The 24,093-nt window shown below is 67.7% G+C and carries 18 protein-coding genes; all 18 read right to left on the reverse strand.

The genetic code is table 11. The features are described 5' to 3' along the window. Positions 1-3: 3 nt before the first annotated feature. Positions 4-8,484 (reverse strand): strawberry notch family protein, encoded by an 8,481-nt coding sequence (locus IPK75_18930; GenBank protein MBK8200428.1) that lies wholly within the window; start codon positions 8,482-8,484, stop codon positions 4-6. Continuing rightward, positions 8,484-10,097 carry a hypothetical protein gene (locus IPK75_18935; GenBank protein ID MBK8200429.1) on the reverse strand — a complete coding sequence of 538 codons (1,614 nt, stop codon included), beginning with the start codon at positions 10,095-10,097 and terminating at the stop codon, positions 8,484-8,486. The genes IPK75_18930 and IPK75_18935 overlap by 1 nt, the downstream gene beginning before the upstream one ends. A gap of 19 nt (positions 10,098-10,116) precedes the next feature. Next, on the reverse strand, positions 10,117-10,749 hold the full coding sequence (locus IPK75_18940) for a hypothetical protein (protein ID MBK8200430.1): 633 nt from the start codon (positions 10,747-10,749) through the stop codon (positions 10,117-10,119). Between the two features lies 1 nt (position 10,750). Then, a complete protein-coding gene (locus IPK75_18945) occupies positions 10,751-11,065 on the reverse strand; it encodes a hypothetical protein (GenBank protein ID MBK8200431.1) in 315 nt (104 codons plus the stop codon). Next, entirely contained in the window at positions 11,013-11,204 is a 192-nt protein-coding gene (locus IPK75_18950; GenBank protein MBK8200432.1) for a hypothetical protein, read from the reverse strand. The genes IPK75_18945 and IPK75_18950 overlap by 53 nt, the downstream gene beginning before the upstream one ends. Continuing rightward, positions 11,201-11,839 (reverse strand): hypothetical protein, encoded by a 639-nt coding sequence (locus tag IPK75_18955; GenBank protein ID MBK8200433.1) that lies wholly within the window; start codon positions 11,837-11,839, stop codon positions 11,201-11,203. Before IPK75_18955 ends, IPK75_18950 begins: the two co-directional genes overlap by 4 nt. 2 nt (positions 11,840-11,841) lie before the next feature. Next, a complete protein-coding gene (locus IPK75_18960) occupies positions 11,842-12,414 on the reverse strand; it encodes a hypothetical protein (protein MBK8200434.1) in 573 nt (190 codons plus the stop codon). 58 nt (positions 12,415-12,472) lie between these two features. After that, positions 12,473-13,897 (reverse strand): hypothetical protein, encoded by a 1,425-nt coding sequence (locus IPK75_18965; protein ID MBK8200435.1) that lies wholly within the window; start codon positions 13,895-13,897, stop codon positions 12,473-12,475. A gap of 184 nt (positions 13,898-14,081) precedes the next feature. Continuing rightward, positions 14,082-16,091 (reverse strand): hypothetical protein, encoded by a 2,010-nt coding sequence (locus IPK75_18970; GenBank protein MBK8200436.1) that lies wholly within the window; start codon positions 16,089-16,091, stop codon positions 14,082-14,084. 1 nt (position 16,092) lies between these two features. After that, complete coding sequence (locus IPK75_18975; GenBank protein ID MBK8200437.1) at positions 16,093-16,806, reverse strand: hypothetical protein; 714 nt, start codon at positions 16,804-16,806, stop codon at positions 16,093-16,095. Then, positions 16,803-17,138 carry a hypothetical protein gene (locus IPK75_18980; protein MBK8200438.1) on the reverse strand — a complete coding sequence of 112 codons (336 nt, stop codon included), beginning with the start codon at positions 17,136-17,138 and terminating at the stop codon, positions 16,803-16,805. The genes IPK75_18975 and IPK75_18980 overlap by 4 nt, the downstream gene beginning before the upstream one ends. A 15-nt stretch (positions 17,139-17,153) precedes the next feature. Next, positions 17,154-17,561, reverse strand: coding sequence for a hypothetical protein (locus tag IPK75_18985; GenBank protein MBK8200439.1), 408 nt, complete (start codon positions 17,559-17,561; stop codon positions 17,154-17,156). 54 nt (positions 17,562-17,615) lie between these two features. Continuing rightward, positions 17,616-18,722, reverse strand: a complete 1,107-nt coding sequence (locus IPK75_18990; protein MBK8200440.1) for a DUF4043 family protein — start codon at positions 18,720-18,722, stop codon at positions 17,616-17,618. Then, positions 18,715-19,743, reverse strand: a complete 1,029-nt coding sequence (locus IPK75_18995) for a hypothetical protein (GenBank protein ID MBK8200441.1) — start codon at positions 19,741-19,743, stop codon at positions 18,715-18,717. Before IPK75_18995 ends, IPK75_18990 begins: the two co-directional genes overlap by 8 nt. Positions 19,744-19,752: 9 nt before the next feature. Then, on the reverse strand, positions 19,753-20,340 hold the full coding sequence (locus IPK75_19000; protein MBK8200442.1) for a hypothetical protein: 588 nt from the start codon (positions 20,338-20,340) through the stop codon (positions 19,753-19,755). Continuing rightward, positions 20,337-22,304, reverse strand: a complete 1,968-nt coding sequence (locus IPK75_19005) for a hypothetical protein (GenBank protein MBK8200443.1) — start codon at positions 22,302-22,304, stop codon at positions 20,337-20,339. The genes IPK75_19000 and IPK75_19005 overlap by 4 nt, the downstream gene beginning before the upstream one ends. Then, entirely contained in the window at positions 22,304-23,584 is a 1,281-nt protein-coding gene (locus tag IPK75_19010) for a hypothetical protein (protein ID MBK8200444.1), read from the reverse strand. Before IPK75_19010 ends, IPK75_19005 begins: the two co-directional genes overlap by 1 nt. Before the next feature lie 134 nt (positions 23,585-23,718). Next, entirely contained in the window at positions 23,719-23,997 is a 279-nt protein-coding gene (locus tag IPK75_19015; protein ID MBK8200445.1) for a hypothetical protein, read from the reverse strand. Between the last annotated feature and the right edge of the window lie 96 nt (positions 23,998-24,093).

The following is a 24,093-nucleotide window of genomic DNA, read 5'->3' on the forward strand; positions in this document are numbered from 1 at the left end:
GCTTCACGTATTTGGTTTCGGCCTCGCTTTTCGGGTCCGTGTAGACAATCCGCTCGCTGTCTTTCCGGACCTTGTCGGCCTTGACCGTTTCAATGCCAACATCAAGCGATCCGTCCGCCGTCTTCGCCTCAATGAGGTTGTCCAGTCGCCTGAGAACGCGCTGAACACCTTGGCCTGCATGTCGATCTTCAACGACAGAATGCGGTTTAGGAACTGCGTAATCTGCGGCAGATTGGCAGTTAGGTTTCCTTGGTCGTTCCTGAGTTTCAGCCCGGTCTGCTTCTCAAACTCGTCAATCTCTACGCCGTCTATGCGGTGGGTTTCGAGGTCCCGGAAGAACTGGACGAGCGCATCGGCGGCTTCCGTGCTTTCCAGGTTGTCGGCAGCAGAAAAGATGCCTTGGTCGCCGGTCTGCCTTTGCCCTTTCGTCAGAGCCCCAAGTTGCGACAGCCGCCGAGCGATCGAGGAGATGAACCGCTTCTGCCCCTGCAGGTCCGTGGTGACCAACTTGAAGATCGGCGCCGACTCCTGGTTGGTCCTGTGCGTGCGCCCGAACCCCTGGATTGCCTTGTCGGCCCTCCATCCAGCCTGCACAAGGTAGTGCACGCGCCGCGCGCCCCTGCTCGGTGATGCGTTGTCGGCGTGATAGCTGGCCCCGGTGCCGCCGGCGTCCGAGAAAACCAGAATGCGCTTCTTGCCGTCCTGAAAATCCTTGGACTCGGTGAGGTTCGCCGAGCCCGGCCGGATGTCTTCCATGCGCCGAAGCACGTTCGTTTTCTGGTCGCGCTTCATCACGAAGCGTCGCTTTCTGCCGGTGACCTCGGCGACGGCCTCGATGCCGAAGTGATCCAGCAGCATTTCGAGCGGGCCTTGCGGGACCTTGATCGACGCCACCCTATCGATCAGCGCTTCTTTCATCCGGACCGCCTTGGCGTTCTGGACCGGGTTGCCCTTGCTGTCGACCACCGGCGCCATCACAACGCCGCCGCCCTCCGTCGCGCGCTGCTCGTACTGCTGCGTCGGGAACGACCGCTCGATCATCTGGATGAGCTGGTCGCGCGGCGTGATGTCGAGGTCCTCGAAGTCCTCCTCCGACTCGGCCTTGGCCGCCGCTCGCTCCTGGCTCGCCTCGTTCGTGTTGACGAGCTGCAGGACGGCCTGCCTCCCCTCGGCAACATCGATCTCGACTGCTTTCAGGACGCTCGGCATTTGCATCGCTGTCACGACCTGATTGAAGAAACGCTGGTGCGCCCCCCAAAACGCCGAGAACGCGGCCATCTTGGCTTTGCCGTCGATCTTGCCGTCAGACGACTTTGCGGTGATCGCCAACGCCTCGTTGATGTTGTTCAGGACGGCCTGCCAAGCCTCCGCCAGCGTGTCGTAGATTTCGCGTTGCTGCGGCGACAGTTCGTGGAGCAGTCGCTGCTGTTCCACTCCGTCGTAGGACAGCCCGCGCGCCATGTACGAGCCGAGCGCCTTCATGTCGCGGGCAACCAGCTCCATCGCCGCGATGCCGCCGTTCGATACCTCGTTGATGAAGACGTCCCGATCTGCGAACGCCGTGCCCGTCCCCCACAGGCCGAGGCGCTCCGCGTAGGCAAGGTTCCAGACTTCGGTGGCGCCGGTGGCAGACACGTAGACGATGCGAGCGTTGGGCAGCTTCCGCTGCAGCTCGATGCCGGCAAGTGCCTTCGACGACGGGTCCTTCTGCCCGCGCGGCCCGCCGGTGGCGACGGCGTTGCCCATGTTGTGACTCTCGTCGAAGGCAATTACGCCGTCGAAGTCTTTTCCGACCCAACTGACGATCTGGTCAATGCGGCTGGACGGCTTCTGCAACTCGCCGATCGCCGAAATGTTGAAGCCCGGCACCTTGGTGACCGGCCCACGCTTCTCGTCGCCGAAGCGTACGGGGTAGACAAGAGCGCCACGAACCTTCTCGGCTTTCCCGGCGATCGTGCCGGGGAGCTTTTGCCAGGTGTTCGGGTCGAGCGCAGTCACCTTCTGCCCGCGAATGAACTGCCCGCGCGCGATCTTCTGCTGGTCTGCCAGGCCCTGCTTCAGGGTGTCGTAGCTGGTGAACAGGACGCCCATGCCGGACTGCAGCTCCGACTCCAGCTTCGTCCCGCCCTGATCGAACACCAGATCCGGGTTCTGCCCGAGGCCACTCCAATCCCGCTTGGCGTCCTTGATGAGGCGGCGCTTCTCGCTGACCCAAACCGCCTTCTTCCGGCCCGCGCCCCAATTGTCGAGGATGATGCCGGCGATCTCCCGGCCCTTGCCGACGCCGGTGCCGTCTCCGATGAAGAACCCGCGTCGCTGCGGCGTCTCTTTCTCAGCCGCCGGCAGCATTTCCTCGTGCGCTTGCCCGGCGTAGACCACAGCCTCCATCTGCGGAAGCGACAGGCCGCCAGTCTCGATGATGTCGCGCGGAATGTTCGGGCGGTACGTCGCCGGCGGCGGCGGAACGGACGCCATCGCCGCGGACTGCACGAGCGGGCCAGGGTGTGCCTTCGCGCCGGCGATCTTCAGCCGCTGCGGGGCGTAGCTTTCGTAGATGCTCTCGGTGAGTTCGCCAGCGTCGGGCGTAACCTCGGGGGTTACGCTCTCTACGTCAACTCGCTCGCCGCCGGCCGGTAGTGCGGGTTTATCGCGCCCAGCCGGCTCGCCAGCGCCTGCAATGCCCGTTGCGCCGCTTCCCGCGGGCTGGGGGCGCGCTGGATCTCGCTCACCAGTTCCTGCGCTTGCTCGGACATCGCCGCCGGCCCGTTCGGGTTCCTGACGAGCCACAGCATCACGCGCTTCGGATCCCACGACAGGAGCTGTCCTACCGCCAGCTCCAGATCTCCCCCGGCCTCCTCCTCCAGCGCCCACGACGCCAGCTGCAGGACGAACAGGTCGAGGTCCGGGTCTGTCGGCCGCCTGGCCCTCACCAGCTGCCGCCGCGCCGCCACGTTGATCGGGTGCTCGTTCGCCCTCCTGAACGCGGCCGGGCTGCTGAACGCGGGCATCTCTGACTCCTGCCAGTGTATCGATCAGGTCCTGGACCGTCTCGACTTCGGCGAGAACGATCGAATGTGGTGTCGGGGGTGGGCTCTTGTCGATGACGAGGACCCTCGTGCCGAACGTCGTCCCGAATTTCTTGTAGACATCGCCGCCGACGCCGACGTTGGCGCGGACCGTGTACTCCGCGGCGATCGTTGCCCACCAATCGCGAAAGCGCGGGGCGCCCATCGTCATGCCCTTGCCGACGATGGCAACGAGACGGCCCCCCGGCTGCAGGCGATCAAGTGCCGCCTGGATGTGGTTCGCGCCCACAGACAGGTCCTTCTTGTCGCCCATTCTCCCGGCCGTCTGCGAGAACGGGGGGTTCATCACCACCACCGTCGGCGCGACGCTCTCCGGCAGCACGTTGTCCAGCTGCTCGGCGTTCTCGGTGAACACCTTGGTCGGCTGGATCGCTTGGATCAGGTCTGCCCGCCGCTGCGACAGCTCGTTGACGTAGACCGCTTTCGGGTCGGCATTCATCGCCATCACGGCGATGTTGCCGGTGCCCGCGCTCGGTTCGAGCACGACGTCCCGCGGGCCGATGTTGGCTACCTGGGCAACAGCGTAGGCGTAGGCTGGTGGCGTCGAGAACTGCTGGAACCTGATCTGCTCCTCCGAGCGAACAGGCTGGCCGGGCACGAGGCCCTCGAGGTCGGACAGCGCCTTCGCGCGCACTCTCGCCGCCTCTCCGGTCGCCGCCGGCGTGAAGAATGCCCCGGAGGCGCGAATGTGCAGGTTGAGGCCCAACTCCAGCGAGTCGTACAGGTCCTTCCGGTCGTAGGCGCCGCCGGCAAGCGTCCCGCCGGTGGCTTGGTCGGCCATTCTCTGCAGCGACCTGGCGTCGATCTTCTGTCCGAGCCGCAGCGACTCGGCGACGCTGGCCGCCAAGGCAAGCATCTGCTGCGACTTGGTATCCGCCGGTGCCGGCGCGGCCCCGATCGCCGCCACGTCGACCTTGGCGACATCCTCGGAGGGCGTCATCCCCGTGGCGTCGAGGCCGGGATAGTCGCGGGCGAAACTGTAGAGGCTCTTGAGGAAGGGGCGGACGTTGTCGCCCAGGTCGTCGATCATCTTCGCGGCCCACTCCGCAAACGCCCGTGTGCCGCGTTCGATGTGGTAGCCGGCGATGATGGCGCCGTCGGTGAGGATTTCCGGATCGATGCCGCTGTTGAGCTGCGTTCCGTCGAGCTTCTTGCGCAGCCGCGCCTTCGCCGCCGCGTAGGCGTCCTCGGTGAAGATGCGGTTTTGCTCGCCTGAGCCGGTGGCGCGGGGCTTCTCTGCCTCGGGCGCGGCCTGGTCCGCGGCGGGCTGCTGCGTCTCGGGCGCCGGCGACGCCCGGTCGGTAATCTCGGGGAACTTCTCAAGAAGCGCCCTGCTCGCCGGACTGGTGCTGATCGCGCTGTTGATGCCGGTGTGCTGCACGAGCATCCGGACCATTTCGGTCGCGTGACCGAGGCGGCGGTGCTTCGATGCGACGTCGATATCGCCGAGAGTTTCCCCCATCACCCGCGCCGAGCCGACCGTCGATGTCCCCTTGGTGAACATGAAACGGCGGACGCCACCATCGCCGCGGGACTCGTGCATCGAGAGTACGCGCCCATGAACGACAGTCGGCTCGGCGTCAACGGCTTTCGGTGGTGAGATATCGGACGCGGCGGCCGGCGGCTTTTCCACCACGGCAGCACGCTTCCCCTTGGCGGCCGGCTCGGCGATCGGCCGGAGAATGCTTGGCGCGTTGCTGGCGTCGAGCGAGAACGGCGCCTCTTCGATGAACGCCTTGCCGGTGAACAGCGCCTTCGTGCCTTTGAGCGACGTCGGCAGCTTCACGCCGGTGATCCGCTCGAATACCCAACGGGTGATCTTGTTGTCGGGGTGCAGCGCCTCGTTGTAGCGACCGGAGCGGGCGGCGCTTATCGCCATGTGCGCAGACCTGACCGGCAGATTGCCGCCGACGGGATCGCGGAGAGGAATGCCGCGGCGCTCGCCCTCCTCCGCCATCGCCTCGGCCACGTCGGTGATCTGCTTTCCCCAGGTCGACAGCTTGCCCTCGCGGACGAACTGCTTCGTCGCCTCCAATGAGTTCTGCACGCCGGAGATGCCGATGCGCCGGCCCTGGTCGTCCGTCGCCGGCCCGAGGAGGCGAGCATCGTTGACCAGCCCGGCGTACTCGGTGTTTCGCCGGCGGGGCTCCGCGCTGTCGCGGGCGGCGATCGTCTCCCACTCTTCGTCGGTGAGGTCCTTGGCGTCCTTGTCGATCGGGATGCCCTTGTAGGTTCCGGACCGCTCCCACTCGGGCGTCATCGCGTCGATCGCCGCCTGGGAGAGCTGCTCGCCTTCGGGCGCGGTCATATCGACCGGCTGCGGAGGCTCAGGAACGGCGGGCAGCTCCGGCGGCACCGACGTGGCGGCCTGGGGCGTCTCGCTCACGGGCGGCGGCGCGCCGGTCGCGGCGGGGGCTTCCGGCGGCGAACCGTCCGGTGCCGGCAGTGCGAGCTGCGCCTTCGCCCAATACTCGTCCGCCTTGGCAACCTCGGCTGCGGGCGCGGTCCCTTTCAGGATCCGCCGCATCATCCCCGGGCCGCGGTTGTAGGCCTTCATCGCGTGCTCGACCACGCCGTCGAACTGGCCAAGCAGCAGCTTGTAGTAGCTCAGGCCGGTGTGCGTGTTGACCTTCGGCGTGTCGTTGCGCCGCATCGGGTCGACACCGACGTCCTTCGCCGCCGCGGCGTGGACCTGCAGCGGGCCCCACGCTCGGCCGCCGTCGCCCGGAGGGGCGTCGAGGTTGCCGCCGCTCTCGTTGGACAGCAGCGCGCGCGCCTGCTCGACCGGCACGCCGACCTCATTCGCCACCTCGGCGATCAGGCTCTCGGCCTCGGGCGGCATCGAAACGCCAGGGCCGGCCGCCGCGGCGCGCTTCGGCTTTTTCGGCGTGATGTTCGTCAGGGGCTTCGTCGTATCGCCGTTCGCCAGCCACTCTTTCAGCGCCGCCGGCGTCAGCGTCGTCCTCCCGCCGATCCTGCTGGCACCAGACCCATCCGAGAACGAGTCCATGTAGGCCCGCTGCGCCTCGAACCGGTTCGGGAACCCAACCATGATCTTGTGTTCGTCGAACTTCCCCGTCTCCGGGTCGATCTGGTCGATGACGAACACGCGCTTGCTGTCGACCTGCGAGCCGAGGAACACGTCGATCTTGTCGCCGTCCGCTCCCTTGGCCGTCTTCACGTAGCCGTAGTGGACCGGCATCGTCACCGACCACGGGCGGCCGTCCGGCCCGATCCCCGTGCGCTCGGCCCCGGCGGGCGTTTCGATGGCCACGTCGAGGCCGGCCACCTTGACGTGGCCCATTCTGTAATTCCCGGCCGCCTTCTGCGCCGGCGTCGGATCCGAGTTCGCCTGAGCGGCGGCGGCGTCGACGTGCGCGGCCGTGGTCGCCTGGACCGGAGCTGCTATGGAGCCGTCGCCGACGAGCATCTCCGCGCCGTACCTGCCGAGGATGATGTCCGTCTCGCTGCCGTCCGCCTCTCGGATGCGGGCGATCTGCGCCGGTTCGTTCTCGCCAAGCATCTCCTCCGCGACGTGCAGCAGCTGGCCGCTCACCATCTCGCCGTCGGGATACCGGGCGGTGACCGACTGGCCGATCGCCACGCCCATCGACTGCGCCAGGGCGGCGGCGCGCGCCGCTTCCTCGGCCTGGCCGGTCGCCACCAGGTCTTCGCCGGTCGCGAGGAAGTGCTCGAGGTCGCCGCGGCTTCCCGTCGACGGAGGGGTTGCCGGAGGCGGTGGCGGGGCGGCGGCGGGCGGTGGCGGGGCGGCGGCGGGCGGTGGCGGGGCGGCGCTCCATCCCGCCGGCGCCGGCAACTGCGGCACGCCCTGCCCTGGGGTAGCGTACGGGTCGAACCCGTCCGGCATCGGGGTGTACTCGGCATCGCCGACCCACAACCCGTCTGGCCGCCGCTGGCCGCCGGCGTCGCGCGCGCCAAGCGTCGTTTCGACGATGCCGCCCGGGATTTCGCCCAACGCTTCCGCCAGCACCGCTGGCGCGCTGATCTCGTCGCCGGCCGCGACGGAACCCGCCACTTCGCCGGCGGCGCCCATGCCCGGCTGCATGACGCCAGCCTCTACGGCGCCGCGCGCCAGACGGCCGCGCGCGGTCCTGGCCCCGGCCGTGAACTTGCCGGCGATGCCTCCCGACAGAGCGTCGATGATGGCGATCGGGACCGACCGGGCCGAAGCATGCTCCATCCATCGCTGTCTGGCCGCGGGATCGGCAAGCGCCGCCTCGATCGCCGCCGGGTCTGCAGTATCGATTCCCGCCTCTTGCATGGAGGAGACGATGTCGCCGCCGTACTCGTTGATGTACGAGCCAAGCCCGGCGCCGACCATGCGGCCGATCGGCCCGAAGAACGCGAGCGGAGCGAACGGCAGCTGGCCGCCGGCGCTCTCGGCCAGGATGCTGCCGATCACCTCGTTGGGCTGGTCGGCGACGGCCGCAAACGCATCTCCCAACGTCTTGGCGCCGTAGAACCGCTCCGCTTCCGGGCTGCGGGGGAGTCCGGACACTTTCCCGGCGAGTTCGGTCGACCTGCCGACCGCCGCGCCAATGCGCTCTTGATACGCCCAACGCATCTCGTCCCGCTGCTCCGGCGTCGACCGAGCATACTGGCGGGCAAGCGTCGCGGTTCGCGTTCCGGGACCGCGAGAGTCGGGGGTGAGGGTTCCGGCGTCGACCGCGTCGAACGCTGCCAGCGCTTCCGCATCGGCGATCGCCGTCCGGATGTTGTTGCCCTGCTGCATCGAGCGGAAGCCGCGCTCGGCGTCCGTGAAGCGGCGATCGAGGTACGTCGCCGGCCGCGGCGGTTGCTCTCCGCCCGGCGGCAGCGGCGGGGCGATGTCCATGCCGAAATCGCCAATGTCGGCGAACTCCGCAGGCACCGGTGGCGGGGCGTACTCCCGCGCCTGCTGCTCGTGCAGCCGCTGCGCGTAGGCGGTGGCGTTGTCCGGCGTGTCGAAGATGCCGAGGTGGCGTCCGGTGCGGCGGAAGATGTCGATCGCTTCCTGGTCGCCGACGACTCGGCCGTCATCCGAGACGGTCGGAATCAGCACCTCGCCGCGATCGGTGCCGATGCTCATCGAGCGCACCGTCGACACCGAGCCGTCGCCGTTGATGACCGTTGGCCGGGCGTGCAGGTCGATGTTCCCCGGCTCGATCTGGCCAGGGTCGACAACTGGCGCCGGCGTCGGCGCGGCGGCCGGGCGCTCTACCAAAGCGGGGGCGGGGGCGGGCGGAGTAGCCGTGTTGAGCGGCACACCTCCGAATCGTGACCGTTTGGGGGCGGGCGCCTCTTGCGATACCGCGGGCGCGGCCGGGGCGGTAGACCCGAAGAAGCTCTTCTTGAACGCGGGGTCCAGCGGCACCCCACCAAAGCGGCTCTCGGCCATTACGGCTTCCTGAAATAGTCGTTGGCTTCTGGGTCGAAGTAGATCGTGCCGGGCGGCAGCGCGTCGTACTGGCTCTGGTCCGTGATCGAGGGCGGCTCACCGGACGGCGGCCCGCCTGCTGGTCGCTGCATTGCGGGCGCCGCCGGCGCCGCGCCACCGCCGCGCCACCCCCGCACGATCTCGTCGGCGCGGTCCTTCACGTAGTTTCCCGACGGCGGGCGCAGCAGCGAGCGCGCCTCGTTCGTGGCGATCTGCGTCGCGGCCTTCATCTCGTCGGCGGGGCTCATGGTCTTTCGGCCGGCGGAATAGTCCAGCGCGCCCTGCTCGTCGCCCGGGTGCACCGCGAGCCACGCGGCCCGCTTCTGCTCGAACACCGATTGCCTGCCGCCACCATTCGGCCCCGCACCCGCTGCGCTGCCGCGCGGCGGCGGCACGAACGCAGGCACCTGCCCGGGAACCACCTGCCCGCTGCGCTGGTCGAAGCTGCCGACCATCGGCCGACCCTGTTCGTCCAACGTCTGGATCGGCTTGAAGCTAGGAGCCGGAGCGCGAGGCGGTTCCACGTAGCCCGCAGCCACCCCAGGCCGGAACTCTCCGGTTCGCCGGTTGAGGAGCCCGACCATCGGCCGGCCCTGTTCGTCGGCAGTCTCGACTTCCTGCCAGTCGTTTTGAACCCCGCCGGCCCGCGGCGGCACGAACCTGGGAACCGTCCCCTGCTGCACCTGGCCGGTCTGGCTGTTGAAGCTGCCCACCGTCGGGTTGCCGTTCGCGTCGGCCGTCGGCGCCTGCGTCCATGTGGATGTCGAGGGGCGGTACTTCTGGATGTCGGTGACGTGCATCTGCGGCGTCCCTCGAGAGTTGGCGTCGTAGAACGCCAGGACCTCGTTGCCGGCGCTCATCACCTGTTGGGTCGTCCAGTTCGGTTTCTCGCGCGGCGCGCCGGTGGCCCCGAGCGCGGACACGAACCGCTGCTGCGGCGAGCCGGCGGCGCCCATGAAGCTCTGGATGAACTTGTAGGCCTGCTCGTGATCGTTGCCGTAGATCTTGTCGGCCAGGTCGGTGCCCCGCGCAAACGCCTGCGCCTGTTCGGCGTTGTCGACGATCTCTGGCGGCAGCGCGAAGCCGGCCTTCTGCGAGTAGAGCTCGTAGCCGGCGATGTCGCCCGTGCCGAGCGCGCGGATCGCCAACTCGGCGTAGCGGTCGGCCTGCGCAGACTGCTGCTGCTGCATCGCCGCCGCCAGCCGGCCGCCGCCCGGCGCCTTCGCCAGCTCGCCCACGTAGTCAGGCTGTCGCCGGCCGACTGACGACAGCACACCCTGAGACGGTGCGGCCGCAGGGGCATTCGGCGCCTGGGAAGGGGCGGCCAGCGGCGCGGGCGACGGCATTGCCCCGCCCTGGCTCGGCTGCGCAGCCGGGGCAGACGGCATCTGCGGCGGCGCGCCGGCGTTCGTGATCGCCGCCCGCAGCGCCGTGTCGGCGTTCTTCTCGGCGGCGTTCTGGTTTTCCTGCTGCAGGATCTGTGCGCTGAACAGGGCGCTTCGATCCATCTCGCGTGCGACGGGGAAATATCCTTCGAGCGCCGGGTTCCCTGTGATGAACTGCAGCGGAGGCATGATCTTGTCCCCTCGGGCGTCAGATGGTTCGGACGGTGTAGTCCGCGTAGCGGCCGCTCTGGCGCATGTAGTCTTTCAGGCCCCCCGACGCCGCGCCACCGACGGCCCCGAGCGCCTGGCCCCACAACTGCGCGTTCGCGACAGTCTTCTGCGCGTCGACGCCGCCGATGTCGGCATACGTCTGGCCTTGCGCCAGGTCCATGCCCGCCACCTTGTCGCCGGCGTTGTAGTACTGCCCGGTCAGCGCGCCGGCGGCGACGTCGGATCGGCGCGCGTTCTCACTGGTGTATCGGGCAATGGCGTCGCCGCGGACCCGAGACAGGACGCCCGACTGTGCGCGGCCGGACCCGCGCAGGCCGGACATGCCGAGCATGTTGACCGCCTGCCGTGACTGGTCCCGCAGCGCGATCTTCTGCTCGGCGGTGAGCTGGTTCGGGTCCGACCCGGCCAGCTGCTGCATCCGTGCCCGGGCCGGTGCAGTCTCGACCTGCATCTGCTCAAATCGCTGTTGCGCGATCCGCTGCTGTTCCTGCTGCTGGCGTAACGCCTTCTTCTGCGTTTTCGCCGCCGCGGAGTTCGCCTGCGACCCCATGAACGCCCCGAGTAGTCCGGTGGCGGCGGGGATGGCGGCCATTGCCAGCATCGGGAGCATGTCAGCGTCCGATCATGCCGAGAGGGCGGCGGGGCGGCGGTTGCATTCCAGGCGGCATGGGCGGGGCGCCCATCGACATTTCACCGGACTGGCCAATCGGAGACGGCTGCTGCATTCCCGGCGGCGCGCCGGCCGGCTGTCCACCTGCGCTCGCTGTCTGCGGGGCGTCGTTGGCGATCAGGTACTGCAGCACCGGCGCCAGGGACGGCGCCACCTTGAGGAGGATCGCGGCGATCCGCGGCGTGATCGCCACGTCGAGTTCGTCAATCTCCTCCGGGCTGAGCATCTGCAGCCCCTGCGTCACTTCGTCGAGCATTGGCTTCCTCCAAGATTTTGATCAGCTTGATCGCATCGTCGGTGACGGCGCGAGCCTTGGTGACCACGGCATGAGCCTTCTGCAGCTCCAGCCACTGCCAGAAGCATAGCAGGGTCAGGGCGTTGATGTAGGCGATCATCGCTCCGACCCGCCGACGTAGCGTTGGCTGTACTCGCTCTCGGCGACGAACAGCCCGATCAGCCAGCACAGCGGCTCGAACACCCACCGCACCACCTTGCCGCGCCAGCACGGCCGCGCCCGAAGTCCCACCTGGAACGCCAACTCCTCGGCACGCCAGCGTGCGATCGGCAGCGCCGCCTTCGTGGCGAGCGGCGACCGCCGCATCAACCGGACATACGGGACCGCCCAGGCGTGATAGCCGCGAGCCGTGATGTGGCTGATGTGCTGGCGGGAGTACTCGGTGTCGATCGCGAGCGTCTGAGCGTCCAGAAGCCCCTGCGCGTGCAGTTCGCTGCAGATGACCCGCCCGACCTTGGCGATGCCGCCGAGCGCGCCGCCGATCGCGCCCAGCCCGCCTACAGCGCCCAAAACGGCGTTCTGCAGCAGCCCGCCCTTGTCTTCCTTCTGTTCCTTGACCGGCTCCAGCTTGGGAGCCAGAGGAGCCAGCGGGGCGGGGGATCGCTCCAACCCGGCGGTCGGCGCAACGGCATTGCCGGTGACGGGGTCGACGTCGCCCCCAACCGCGTTCGGGTATCGGCCGACGCTGTAAAGTGCGTCGCCGGCTCGCTTTTGCTCGAACGTGTCTTCGGCCATCGCTATCGCCTCACCAGCACCCACTGAAACGTCACACTCGAATCGAGCCCGGGCTCTTTGTTGGTCGTCAACGTGAACGAGTCGACCGCCTTCGTCACCGCTATAATCAGCGTCGCTTCCGGCGGCGGCAAGCCCGCTCCGCCACTCACGTAGCTGATCGGCGTCGCCAGGATCGCATATTCGTCGTCCGGCTGCGCCGTCTCAAACGTGAACGTCGCAGCGCGGCTCGCTGCGCCCTCGATCATCAGTTCGCCTACCATGTCGCCGGCAAGCCGTGTCGCCAGCACGTAGGCGTTGTTCGCCGTGTTCTGCGCCTGATAGAGCGTGGTCCGCGCCGGGTCCGGCAGCTTGGCCGCGTCGAACACGGCGGCATCGTACTGCGCCGTGGTCTTCAGGTAGACGTTGCTCAGTTCGAGCGCCCGGTATAGCTCCCACGCCCAATCGTTCGATGACTTCGCATCCGTCGTCGGATCGCCGGTGTACCGCGGAGGCTTCGGGACCGACAGGAACGTCTTCTTGCCCGTCGGGCTCGTCGGCTCCGCGGCGTCTACCTTGGTTGTCGGCGCTACAGCCATCTGGCGGCTACTTGCACGGCTTCGGACCCTTCTTCTTCGCCATCGAAACCACCTCCCCTCACCTGTCCAGCTGCGTCACGAGCACCTCGAGGCGAACCAGCTCGATCGGCGCCTCGTCAGTGACCTCGTACTCGAACTGCCACGACTCGGCCATGCCGAAGCCGCCGAAGTGGAGCACGGTCGCGTTCTCCCCCGCGTTACCGAGCGACCGCCTCACCCAAGGACCGAAGCTGCCCGAGTCGCGGCGGGCACGGATCCGGAACTCGGCGGCCGTCGTGTACGTCCCGGTGCCGCGGCGCAGCCGGGCGCGCATGTCGTCGATCCGGACCACGCCCCAATCGGTGATGTCGGCGGTGCGAGCGGACATGCGCTGCGGGTCGCTGCCGATGCGATACCGATCGCGGGACATGCGGTAGACCTTGCCGGCGCCGCCGACGAACGTGTCGCTCCAGCAGTCGTAGACGCTCCATCCAGGCCAGCGGCCGGGCGCGCTGGCGAGTGCGTTCCAGCCGAGCAATGAGCACCACCGCTTGCCGCGCACGTCGTAGGCGAGGGTGATTCCCTTGGTCCCGTACCGCGGCAGCGATGCGTTCGGCATCGACAGGATGATGAAGTTCTGGCCGAACGGCGCGCACTCGGCCGCCCAGGCGTCCGTCCAGTCGTCGATGCCGCGCAGCGTCAACCCGATGTCCCCGGACACCACCTGCGACAGCTGGCCGGAGAACCGGACGAACTCCTGGTCCATCGTGAGGCCCCAGGTCGAACTGTCGGCGAAGATCAGTGTGCCGGGCGCGGAGATGCCCTCGCCAAGCGCCCACCGACGGAAGAACGGCACGTCGCCGGAGGACAGGCGCTCGTACTGTTCCAGGGATTTCTGACCGCTGAATATCAGCTCGCGGAACGGCGTCACGAGCATCGCCCCGATGTCGTCCGGCATCGAGTCTGCGGTGAACACGTCGGTGTCCAGCCACTGCGTCGGCGCGCCGGGCTCGCAGTGCCAGAACCTGCCGCTGTCCGGCTCGACCGCCATGACGTAGCCGTCGATGTAGCCGAGGTGCGATGCCTGCGGGGCGTTGTCGGCGAGTGGCGTGATCCGGAAGCCGTCGTACTTGCAGATGGTCCCGCCGGCGGCGACCAATAGGAAATCGTCCGTCTCGGCGAACGAGTGCCGCCGGCCGCCGTCGATGATCGTGCCGGGGATGTCGCCCACCTTGCCCGAGCTGTCGATCCGGTGCGCGGTGCCGCCGCTGGTGGTCGCGATCAGATCGCCGCGCCAATCGTGCAGGCCGTAGACGAGGTAGGGCGTGCCGAAGTCGGCGAACACGTCGAGGCCGAAAAAGCGACTGTGCCCCTCCGCCTCGTTGATGAAGGCGTTCTCGATCGAAGCGTTCGCACGGGTGAGCGCAGACTCGTCGATGTTCGTGAACATCTTCGTGCCGATCGGCACCTGCTGCCAGCCGCCCCCCTGGCGCGCGCGGGCCATGTCTACGCGGCCCCGGGCGGCAGCAGCGGGAACGTCTGCACGTCGGCGCACCTGCAACACCGAACGAACGTCGGCGTCAGCGTGAAAATTTCGCAGCCGCACGAGCAGTGCCAGATGAGCTCTTCCTCCTCCCCATACACCGCATTCACGAACGCCGCCTTGTCCAGCCCGCAGGCCGGACACGTCATCCATACCGATCCAAGCGGAGCGCGGGCCTCGTGCTCGTGCCCGCACTGCAGGCAACGAGCGTGCCCGATGAGGCGCATCTCGGTTTCCGGCGGGCGCTGGCGCAGGGCGACGACGTCTCCACGGCGGCTAGACCTGCTGACGTGAACGTCGGCCATCCACCGATGTCCTTGTTGGCCGCGCCCGTGACCCGAACCTCGATCTGTTGCCCGTTCACCGCGATCGTGGCGTCCCAGGAGCTGTCGGTTTCGTAGACGGTGCGCTGCGTCGTTACGCCGGTCGAGTCGAGCGCGGCCGCCTGCGCGGTGAGCGTGCCGTTCGCGAAGGCGATGCCGGTGAGCGCATCCTTGATCTGCTCGTCGTTCACGAACTCGCCGACGATGCCTCGGAGCGTGAGCGTTCCGGACGTGCCGCTGTCGGAGTCGGCGGTGATGACCGCCTGCGCGTCCGACGTTTGGCCGGTGAGCACCTGCCCGAGCGTGAAGTTCGCCGTCTGCCCGTCGTAGGCGAGCGTGTCTCCCGGCCGGTAGGCGCCGGTCTGCAGCACGTAGACGGCGCGGCCGACGCCGTTGCGCTGGTTGCCGATGACGCGCGCAAGGACGTACGCCACCTCCCCGGCCGCGAGAAGGTGCGTCCAGACCGCCAGCGGCGACGCGCCCGTTGTGATCGCGGTCACGGTGCCATCCAGCGACGACTGCACCCGCAGCCACCGGCGGCCGTCGCCAGTCGCATCGAGCGAGAACGCCCCGGTCTCCATGCAGTCGCGGACGACCACGGCGTTCTCGATCGGGATTTCCAACTTGACCGCGGCGTCGTTGAACAGGCTCTGCCGGAACTCGACCAGTTCGGCCTTGCCGGTGATGTTGATCGTGCCCGCGTCGACCCGGCATGACGTGAACAGGAGCTGCGCCGTCGTGTTGACGGTCACGTTGTCGGTGTCGTCGTCGAGGATGTCCAGGTGCAGGCCGTCGCCAGACCACTCGCAGTTGTTGAAGGCGAGGCGCCTCGCCCCCTTGATCCGTACGTCGGTCTGCAGGTTGTCGAACCGCACGCCGTCGAACCGGATGCCGCGGCACTCCGCGTCCTCGTACGCCAGCTCGATCCCCTGGTCGCGGCATAGACCCACCCGGCCGCCAGACCACAGGATATTCTGGCTTACGCCCCCGACGTCGCCGGTGCCGGTCGCCAGGTCGCCGTGGATGCGCGCCCCCTTTGCGCAGTCGGTGATCGAGAGGCCGCGCCACTCGCAGTTCGTCAACCCCTGCGCCAACAAGCCCCCCTCGAACCGCGTGATGACCGCGCCATTGAGGACAAGGCCCTGACGACCGACGACCTTGATGCCGATCGATCCCGAGCTGAGCTGTGCGCCGTCGAGGGTGAGGTGCTCGAAGCCGGCGTGGTCGCCGCTGATGGTGACGGCCACGTCCGCGACGTAGGACCGCAGCGTGGTTACGCCTTCGCCGCCGCCCCGGAACCGGACGTTGGCGGGCAGGTCGATCTGGTTGAACTCGATCACCCGAGGGGGGAGGTAGATCACGCCGCCGCCGATCTGGACGCAGCGCCCGATCGCCGCGATGAGAAGCGCCGTGTTGTTGGCAGCGGACGAGGAGGAGAACGACCCCAGGTCCTCGGCGAAGACGACCCGCCCGACAATCTCGCGAAGGGGGCGCGCCGGCGTCGTGGTCAGCACCGACACGACGGCTTCGGACGCGTCTTCGCCGACCAAGGAGCGTAGGGCGGGGCGCTGGATGCCGGTGTTGCCGATCGTCGGCTCGTTCAGCTGGTAGGCGTCGAGGGTGTAGAGCGACTGCGCGAACTTGCCGTAGCTGCGCCCGTCGGCGTCGAGCCTGGACACCAGCACCTGCGGGTTCGTCGCCGGCTGCGTCAGCGCCTCGTCGTAGAAGATCGCGGCGTGCGCGTTGCTGTTCGGCCGATAGACGTGCACGACCGCGCCCGGGAACCCCTCGCGCCAGATGTCGAACTCTTCGACGAGCTGCACCGTCGGCATGTCAAATCCCCCACGGGCGGGTGAAGCCGGTCGAAGCGTGCTCCCGTGAGTGCACGGCCACCAGCTGCCGTTTCAGGTCTTCTGCGTATCTGGCCAACCGCACGATTTCCACCTCCGGCAGCTTCCGGACCGGGCCGGCGCCAATCTCGGCGGCGAGCGCCATGATGGCCCACCGGTTCCAGGCGCGCGGGAGCTGCGTCAGCACGCGCCCCTGCTCGTCGGACGGATCGAGCGCGTACGTCGAGGCGGTCAGCCGCAGCACCGCGTCGCGGGCCGGCGTCGGATGCAGGTACATCGTCGACGGTTCTAGGCGATCGACGTAGATGATGGACGGATCGCCGATCTGAGGATCGTTGATCGCCAACTCCCACGCCGATCGCCTCACCAGGGTCATGGTGTTGCCGCGGCCCGTCGGGGCGGTGCCGACGATCAGGCTCGCGCTCTTCGGGTACTGGACGCCGTCGACCGGCAGCAGGTGCACGAAGTCGTCCGGCAGCAGGTACGAGGCCTTGCCGATGGTGAGCGGCAGCAGGTAATCCCGCTGCGTCATCCACGGTGGGGTGTATTTCTCGAGCAGGCTGTCGATGACGACGTCCAGCCATTCCAGCGCGCGATCGATCTCGACCTTCTGCGCGGCGGTGTCGTTGATGGAAAAGGCGCCGATCCGTTGCAGCGCCTTTTCCGCGATCGTGCTGGCCGGGAGCGGGTTCGTCATTTCCCGCGGCGGCGCCTTGCCGTCTCCGGCTCGGCGTCCGGCTCGGGCTCGTCGCCGGCCGTCTCCGGCTCGTCCTCTACCCATACGCCGGCCAGGTCCGGCTCGGGATCCGGCTCGGGATCCGGCTCGGCGTCCGGCTCGGCGTCCGGCTCCAACTCGACGTGGTCGGGGGCCACCTCCACGATGAAGTCTGGTAGCCCGTCGAACAGCAGAGCCGTCTCCGGCTCCATTTCGAGAGGCACGCCGGGCTGGAACGTGATCTCGATGATGCTGCCGTCGAGGGAGCGGAAGTGGTGCTTCCGCTCCCCGGTGACCGCAGCCTTGTCAGTCACCCGCGCGCGCACGGGTCAGAACCGGTACTGGTAGAGCCAGACCAACACCCGGATGTCGGCCGCCGCGGCGATGGCGCCACCAGCGATCAGCAGGTTGAGCGTGTGCGAGCCGTCGGACGTCGTGAACGGCAGGTTGTTCGCTCGCAGGAAGTTCGCCGCCGCCGCTGTGCTGGCTGCGGTGAGCGCCGTGGTCCCCTGGCGGAGCTGCAGCGTGCAGTCGGCCCCCAGGGTGCCGCCGATTTTCAGCACCGCGTCGGTGACCATGTACCCGTCCGGAATTTCCGACAGGGTGATGGAGTCGGCCGCGGCGACGTTGGTGTCGCCCGATGCGAGCGTGGTGAAGGGGAAAATCCAAAGCGTCTCTGCCGGCTCCAGCAGCGGCAGTTTCGAGGGCGGGATGCGGACCCGCGTGTTGATGGCCATGTTTCAGTCTCCGGCGGAAGGCGTTGATGAAAGCGACGGGCGGCGCGGCGGCGATTAGGACGGCGCCGCCGCGGAGTAGATCGACATCATCGCGAAGTCCTGGTCGGTCTCGTCCTCCCACTGCGACTTTGCGACCGGCTTGAGCATCCCGAGCATGGTGCTGTTCTTGTACACGATCTGCTCGCCGCGGTTCTCCTCGCCCTCGTACCAGATGTCCTCACCGACCTTGGCGAAGGCCAGCGCCTTCGTGCCGAACATGAGCGCCTGGGCGCCGTCGACGAGCCCGCCGGACCCGTACTTGACGGTGGTGCCGAGGGTGTTCGGCACCTTCGGGTGCTGGAAGAGCATCAGCCCGTCCACGTCCGCGAACATGCCGGTGAAGGCGGGGTTGGTCGGCCCGCGCAGCCCGGCGTTCTGGATGGCGGCCTGATAGTCCGAGTCCTGCCGCAGGTCGCGACCCTGTTCCAGGCTCATGACGACGGACCACTTCGTCCCGCCCTTGTAGCGCACGCCCGGCATCCGCGCCCGCTCGGCCTTGGTGCGCGCGGTGACGAGCACATCCCAGGACATCTTGTCGCCGACGGCCAGGCCGCTGGTTGCCGTCACGGCACCAGGGAACACCTTGCGCTTGGACGACGGGGCGGTGATGTCGGCCCCGAACGCGAGCCGCTTGATGCCGCCGTTCGGCCGGGCGCGACCGTCGTAGCGGTAATCGAAGGAGATGCCGGCGCCGGTGAGCATCATCAGCTCCTCGATCGTCTGCCCCTTCCAGCGGCCGATCGCCTCCTTGGCGTAGGAGCGGAACTTCATGACCGTGCGCCGCTCGCTCATGCGGCCCCGGTTCTTCACGGACTTCTTGAACTGGTCGAGGGTGATCTCGAAGTAATCGAACAGGATCGCCTCGTCGCGACCCTCGGTCTGGTCATCACCGGACTCGCCGTCGCCGGTCAGGTCCAGGATCAGCGTGATGACGCACTTGTCGCCGCTGTCCGTCTTCGTGAATTCATCGACAAAGTGCACTGGCTTGCCGTTGTCGCCGTTCGACGTGCCCATCATGCCGGACGCGGAGAAGAAGTTCTCGTCGAGTTGGTATTGCCACGCCTGAACGCTCCACAGTTTCTTGCGGAGCGCAGAGATAGCAGCCGGATCGGTCTCAGCCATTTCCGTATCTTTCATTGATCTTGTCGAGCACGCCTTTCGGAAGCCTCGCCAACTCGGTCGTTCCCATCCGCAGGATCTGCTTTTCGCTAAACCCGCCGATGTTGTCGAGGGCGGCGCCACCATCTCGGGTGCCGACGTCATGGGGGGAGGGTGGAAACATGGAGCGCGGCGGCTTCGGCGCTTTCGGCGCCTGTCCGCCTGGGGTCGGTGCGCCGGCGGGACTGTCGCCCCACTGCCGCTGTGCGAGCCGAGCTACATCCTGGCGCAGTGCCAGCAGGCCGGCTGGGGTCAAGCTGCCGTTCTGGCGGGTCGGGTACTGAGTGCCCGATCGCGCCTTCTCGACGTAGGCGAGCTGCTCGAGGATCCGCGCTTCCTGGTCGCTGATGCTGGCGACCGCGGGGAATTCCTCATAGAGCTTCGCCGTCTCGGTTTCCAGGAGCAGGTCCTCCTGGTCCGGGGCCTGTTGGCGGGCCGGGCTCCGCTTGGCGAGTTGCGCGTCGAGGAGCTGTTCGTTCAGCCCGATCTGCGCCTCGGTCCACTCGGCGGCAGTCAGCTCGCCGTCGTCGTACCGCGCCGCCTGCTCTCGGAGCTGCGCCTTGATCGCCTCTACCGGATCGACCGCCGGGGTGGCTGGTGCCGATGCCGGCGTGCCTCGTTCGGCGACGGCTTTGAGGGTGTCGAGTTGCCCTCGCAGGTAGGCGGCCTCTTGCTCCGCCTTGCGGCGCTGCTCGATCACCTCGTCGAGCCGTTCCTTGGGGATCATGTACCCCTTGGTCGGCTCGGGTTCCGCCGGTGCGGATGCGTCCTGGGCCGCGGGCTCGGCGTCCGCGTCCTCATCGTCGGCCAGGTCGACCTCGTCGGCTTCGTCGATGTCGCCATCGGGATCGATGCCGGCCGCCTCTACCTCCTTCAGCAGCTCGTCGACCCTCGCGTCCTCCGGTCGCCGTGCCCGAGCGAACCCGCCCGTGCCGTACTGATTCGGGAGATCGATCTGCTTCTTGTCGCCCTGGTCGTCGCTCATACTCGGCTCCTATCGCTTTGCCATGCGCAGCAACGCCCGTTGCCCGGCGGCGGCAGGTAGAATTATCGGGTCTACCTTCCCGGAAGTCGGATGCGCGTCGCAGAAGCGTTGCCCCTGCGCCAGCTTGCGCATGTGCTGCGGCTTGATGTCGAGGTTCGCCAGGTCCGCCCAATACTGGCGGTAGGCCATCTCGCATTGCGTCAGCAGGTGGTTCATGTCGCACGCGATCAGCGCGTCGATGCGATCATCGAAGGCTATGTGGAACGGCGCGTCGCCGTCCTGGTCCTTCCAGACGCAGAACAGGTTCACCGGGATCATCGTGTCGGGCGATGGGTTCGCCCAGGCGCAGAACCACGCGCCGTCGAACGCCGCCTCGGCGTTGAGCCGGTGCGCCAGCGTCATCGCAAGCACCTTGTGCGGCTCGCTCAGGTTCAGGCGGCCGTGCCGGCGAATGATCGATCTGCCCGAGGTCAGGATCATCACGCACCAGAACGACGGATCGTCACCCTCCACGGCGATCGCCTGCGCCAGCTGCTCGCGCGACGCGAGGAGGAGGTAATCGTCCTCGATCTGCCTGCCGAGATTGATGTTGCTCACAGCGGCCCTCGATCTGGTGGCAGCGCAGGCCCGGCACCGGTGCCTTCGGGCGCCGCCGGCCCGCCGTCCTCGCCCGGCGGCATTCCTGCAGCTTGGCCCGCGGCCTGCATGTCGGCGACCTGCATCTGCATCATGGCGTCGATCCGGCGCTTGATCTCGTCTTTGCGCGGCATAGACGACGCATCGACGATGATGTCCGCTATTAGTGCCCCCGGAACGATGCCTTTGTCCACAATATCGAGCAGATCGCCCATCTGCGCTTCGGCGAACGTATCAGCCATTGGCCGCTCGTCGACCGTCACGTCGTACGTGCTTCCGGTGATGTCGTTGGCGATCGTGCCGTTGGCGAGCCGCTGGTTGATCATCGTCGGGTGCAAGGAGCCGGTATCGCCTTCCAACATCATCAGCCGCTGCTCGGTGTAGTGATCCTGGAACAGTTCGAGCTTTAGCCTGCCGCACAAGTACCGGGACCGCGAGAAGTTGTCGAAGACGTACTCGTTGCCGATTATGGAGGTCCGTTGCCGGGCTATGATCGCGCGGCCGCTCTGCACCCGGTCGAGCTGGCCCAAGGCACTGTCGTTGATGTTCGCGATCTCCTTGATGTCCTCCTTGCCCGCCAGCTCCAGCCGCTCCAACGCCTGCGCCGGCGCGCCCGGCTGGATCTTCGTCGGCGGCTGATACCCCCGCTCGTATACGACGTTGAGGCCGGGGCGCGCGCCCTCGTTCTCCATGCGCGATTCCATCTCGTCGGTGAGGGAGCCGCGCTCCCACTGCCACCCGCTGTTGGCGGTCGACGAGGCCATGTGCAGGTAGACCGACCGGCGCTTGTTCACCTCGTCCTGCGGGTCGAGGAGGTCGTTGACGATGCCCCGCGTCAGCCCCTTCCGGAAGTAGGCGAAGTACGGGACGACCGTGAGGCTCCGGTACGGGGACCACTCGTCGTGCAGGACGACGTCGCCCGCGCTGACCGTCATCCGCACCAGCTTGATCTTCTCGGCGCGGATCGTGATCGGCAGGCCCCGGAGCTGCGACCATTGCAACACCGCGTCGATGTGCTCGCGGTCCCACCACACCGGGCATGGGCGCTTGGCGCCGGACTGCTGGTCGATGAAGACGTTGGCCCCCGTCCAGACGCGATGCTGCGTCTCGATGGTGCGCAGCAGCCTGCGGGTGCGGTTGATGTGATCCCAGGGAGCGGACGCCAGGACGCCGTTCCACGTCGAGTTCAGGTCATCGGCGGCGAGGTAGCCCTCCAGCTGCTTGAAGCCGCGCGGCGGCTGAAACTGGTCGAGGCCGACCCTGCCGCCGGTGCTGTTCATCGTCCGCGCCGGGCCGCCCATCGAGCTCATGTCGACGAGGTCGCAGGCGAGCTGGCCGTACGTCGCGGCGATGTCCTCGAGGGAGAGCCAGGAGTCTATCTGCACGTAGTTCCAGGTCGCCGGATCATAGTCGTCTGCGTCCGGGTCGGGCCGGACGTGGAACGGGTCGAGTACCGTTTCCTTGATCTCGCCCAGGTCGTTCTGGAGAAATCGATCCGGTAATCCGAAATAGCCGCGGCCGGTCGATACGCCGTCGTTGAAGACTTCCGCCGCGTGCCACTTGCCCTGGTTGGCGGTCGATACCGCCTTTTCCAGCTTGGTCAGCGTCGTCGCGACATCGTCCGTTCCGGGCGACAGGCCGCCCGGCTTGTAGATGATGTCGTAGCGGTTCTGCCGGAAATACCCGTCGATCATGTTCACCAGCGGCGCGACCCGGTTGATCGTGAGCGACGGGCGGTCCTCGGCCTTCTCGCTGTCGAGCCACTGCTCTCCATGCCGGTAGTTCAGGCAGCGGATCGCCGTCTCCGACCATCGGTGCAGCGCCTCGGTGGACCGGACGTAGCGGTCCATCTGCATCGCCATGACGTGCGCGTCCTGCCGCGGCTCGTCCGGCGGGGGCGTCGGGCCGTACAGGGCGTTGCGCATCAGAGCCTCTTCCAGTTGTCGCCGGAGATCGGCCCGCGGGCCACCTTCCGCGCCTCGGCCTGGTGCGCGCGGATCAGCCGGGTCTGCCGGTCCTCGGTCCCCGGCAGGCTTTCGTCGCCCTGGCCCATCGCGCAGACCCGGCCGGCGTCGGCGCCGTCAGACGCCCAATTGTGATACGGCACGTCGAGGAAGATCTTGCGGCTGTCGTCCCACTCGCGGTGGTACTCGATGAGGCACTCGATGCCGCGCTCGCAGGCCTCCTTGTCGAACCGCGAGCGGGGGATCAGCCGCCTCAGGGCATCGATCCCGTCGCGCCGGTAGCCCGCCTGGGACAGCGGGACGGCGCCCTGGGCGACCATCTGGATGCCGAGCTTGGCCAACACCTCGATCCTCGGCACGGCGCCCGCGCCCCAATCGCGCACCCTGGCATCGTGCGGGCCGGTGTGGCGGCCGTAGATGTAGCCCTTCTCGCGCGCCCGGTCGTGCAGCACCTGGGCGTAGTGGTCGGCGCCGGCCGACTTGTGCTCGTAGTAATCGATCCAGTGCAGCCACGGGCCGCAGCGTTGCGTGAACCAGATCGCGGTGCCGTCGCGGACGCCGATGTCCCACCAAGTGTCGACCGTGGTCGCTCGATCGTACGGCAGCTTGCAGATGCGCCCCTCGTCCTCGGCGTCCTGCATGAGCCGGGCGTAGTAGGCGCCGGGGACGCTGGCCAGGAAGTCGCTCAGATAGTCCTGGCGGTAGATCGCGTCGCCTTCGTCCGGCCCGTTGAGCCGGATCAACTCGTTCCGGATCCGCGCCAGCTGCTCCGGCGAGAACACGCCGGCATGCTCCGCGCTGATCTTGTCGACGCACCAGCTCGGGTCGTCGCGGCCCAACCTGTTCAGCTCGTAGAACCAGTTGCGCCCGAACACCGTCGAGATGAACAGCGCCCACCCGCCGTTCTCTTCGAGCATCGGCTGCAGGTAGGACCATGCGCCAGGATCGGCGCGGGCGGCCTCCGACATGACGATGCCGGCCGGCTGCGACGACAGCAGCGAGCGGTAGTTGTCGGAGCCGACCACCTGCCATGTCGAGCCGTTCCTGAACTCGATTCGCATGTCGGTGTCGCGCCTGGACGCAATCAGCTCTCGTGGGAACGCCTCATCCAGGCGGCGCATGCCGGTGTGAGGGTTCATCCCCTCCCAAATCGCCTTCCGTGCCTGATTGGCCTCGGGGAGCATGTGCCAGTAGTTCGCCGGCCTCATTTGCGACGCCGCAGCCCCGAACTGCAGCCCCATCTCGTCCTTTCCGTGGCGCCGCGGCCACGTCAGAACGCAGCGTTTTCCGCCTCTTACGAGATAGTTCCAGGGGCGGACCTGGTACTTCCGCGGTCGCCATCCACCCGTCGGGATGCGGATCGCGGCGGCGGCCATCAGGCGGGCTCGCCCTCGCCTTCCTGGTCGTTGGCGTCCTCGCCGTCCTCCGGCTCCTCGCCGTCCTCCGGGAACGTGCCGATGAGCACGGTGACCTGCGACTTGATCGGACCGCCGTCCTCGCCGGTAATCGCAAGTTGCTGCGCCGCCTTGCCGTCGAGCCGGTTCGAGACTTCCTTGATCGCGTCGAGGTCGCCGCCCATTGCCAACTCCACGAGCTTATCGGCGATCACTGCGAGCTTTCGCCTTCCTGCATGGTCGCCGGCTTTGACTTCCATGCAAACCGCCCGCACCGCGTCGGCAAACGGTTTATGCAGCTGACGATTGGTTCCAGACCGCCCAGGCTTACCCGACATTTTCAAAAACCCGATTCT

It is taken from the genome of Acidobacteriota bacterium, assembly GCA_016712445.1.
GTDB lineage: Bacteria > Pseudomonadota > Alphaproteobacteria > Caulobacterales > Hyphomonadaceae > Hyphomonas.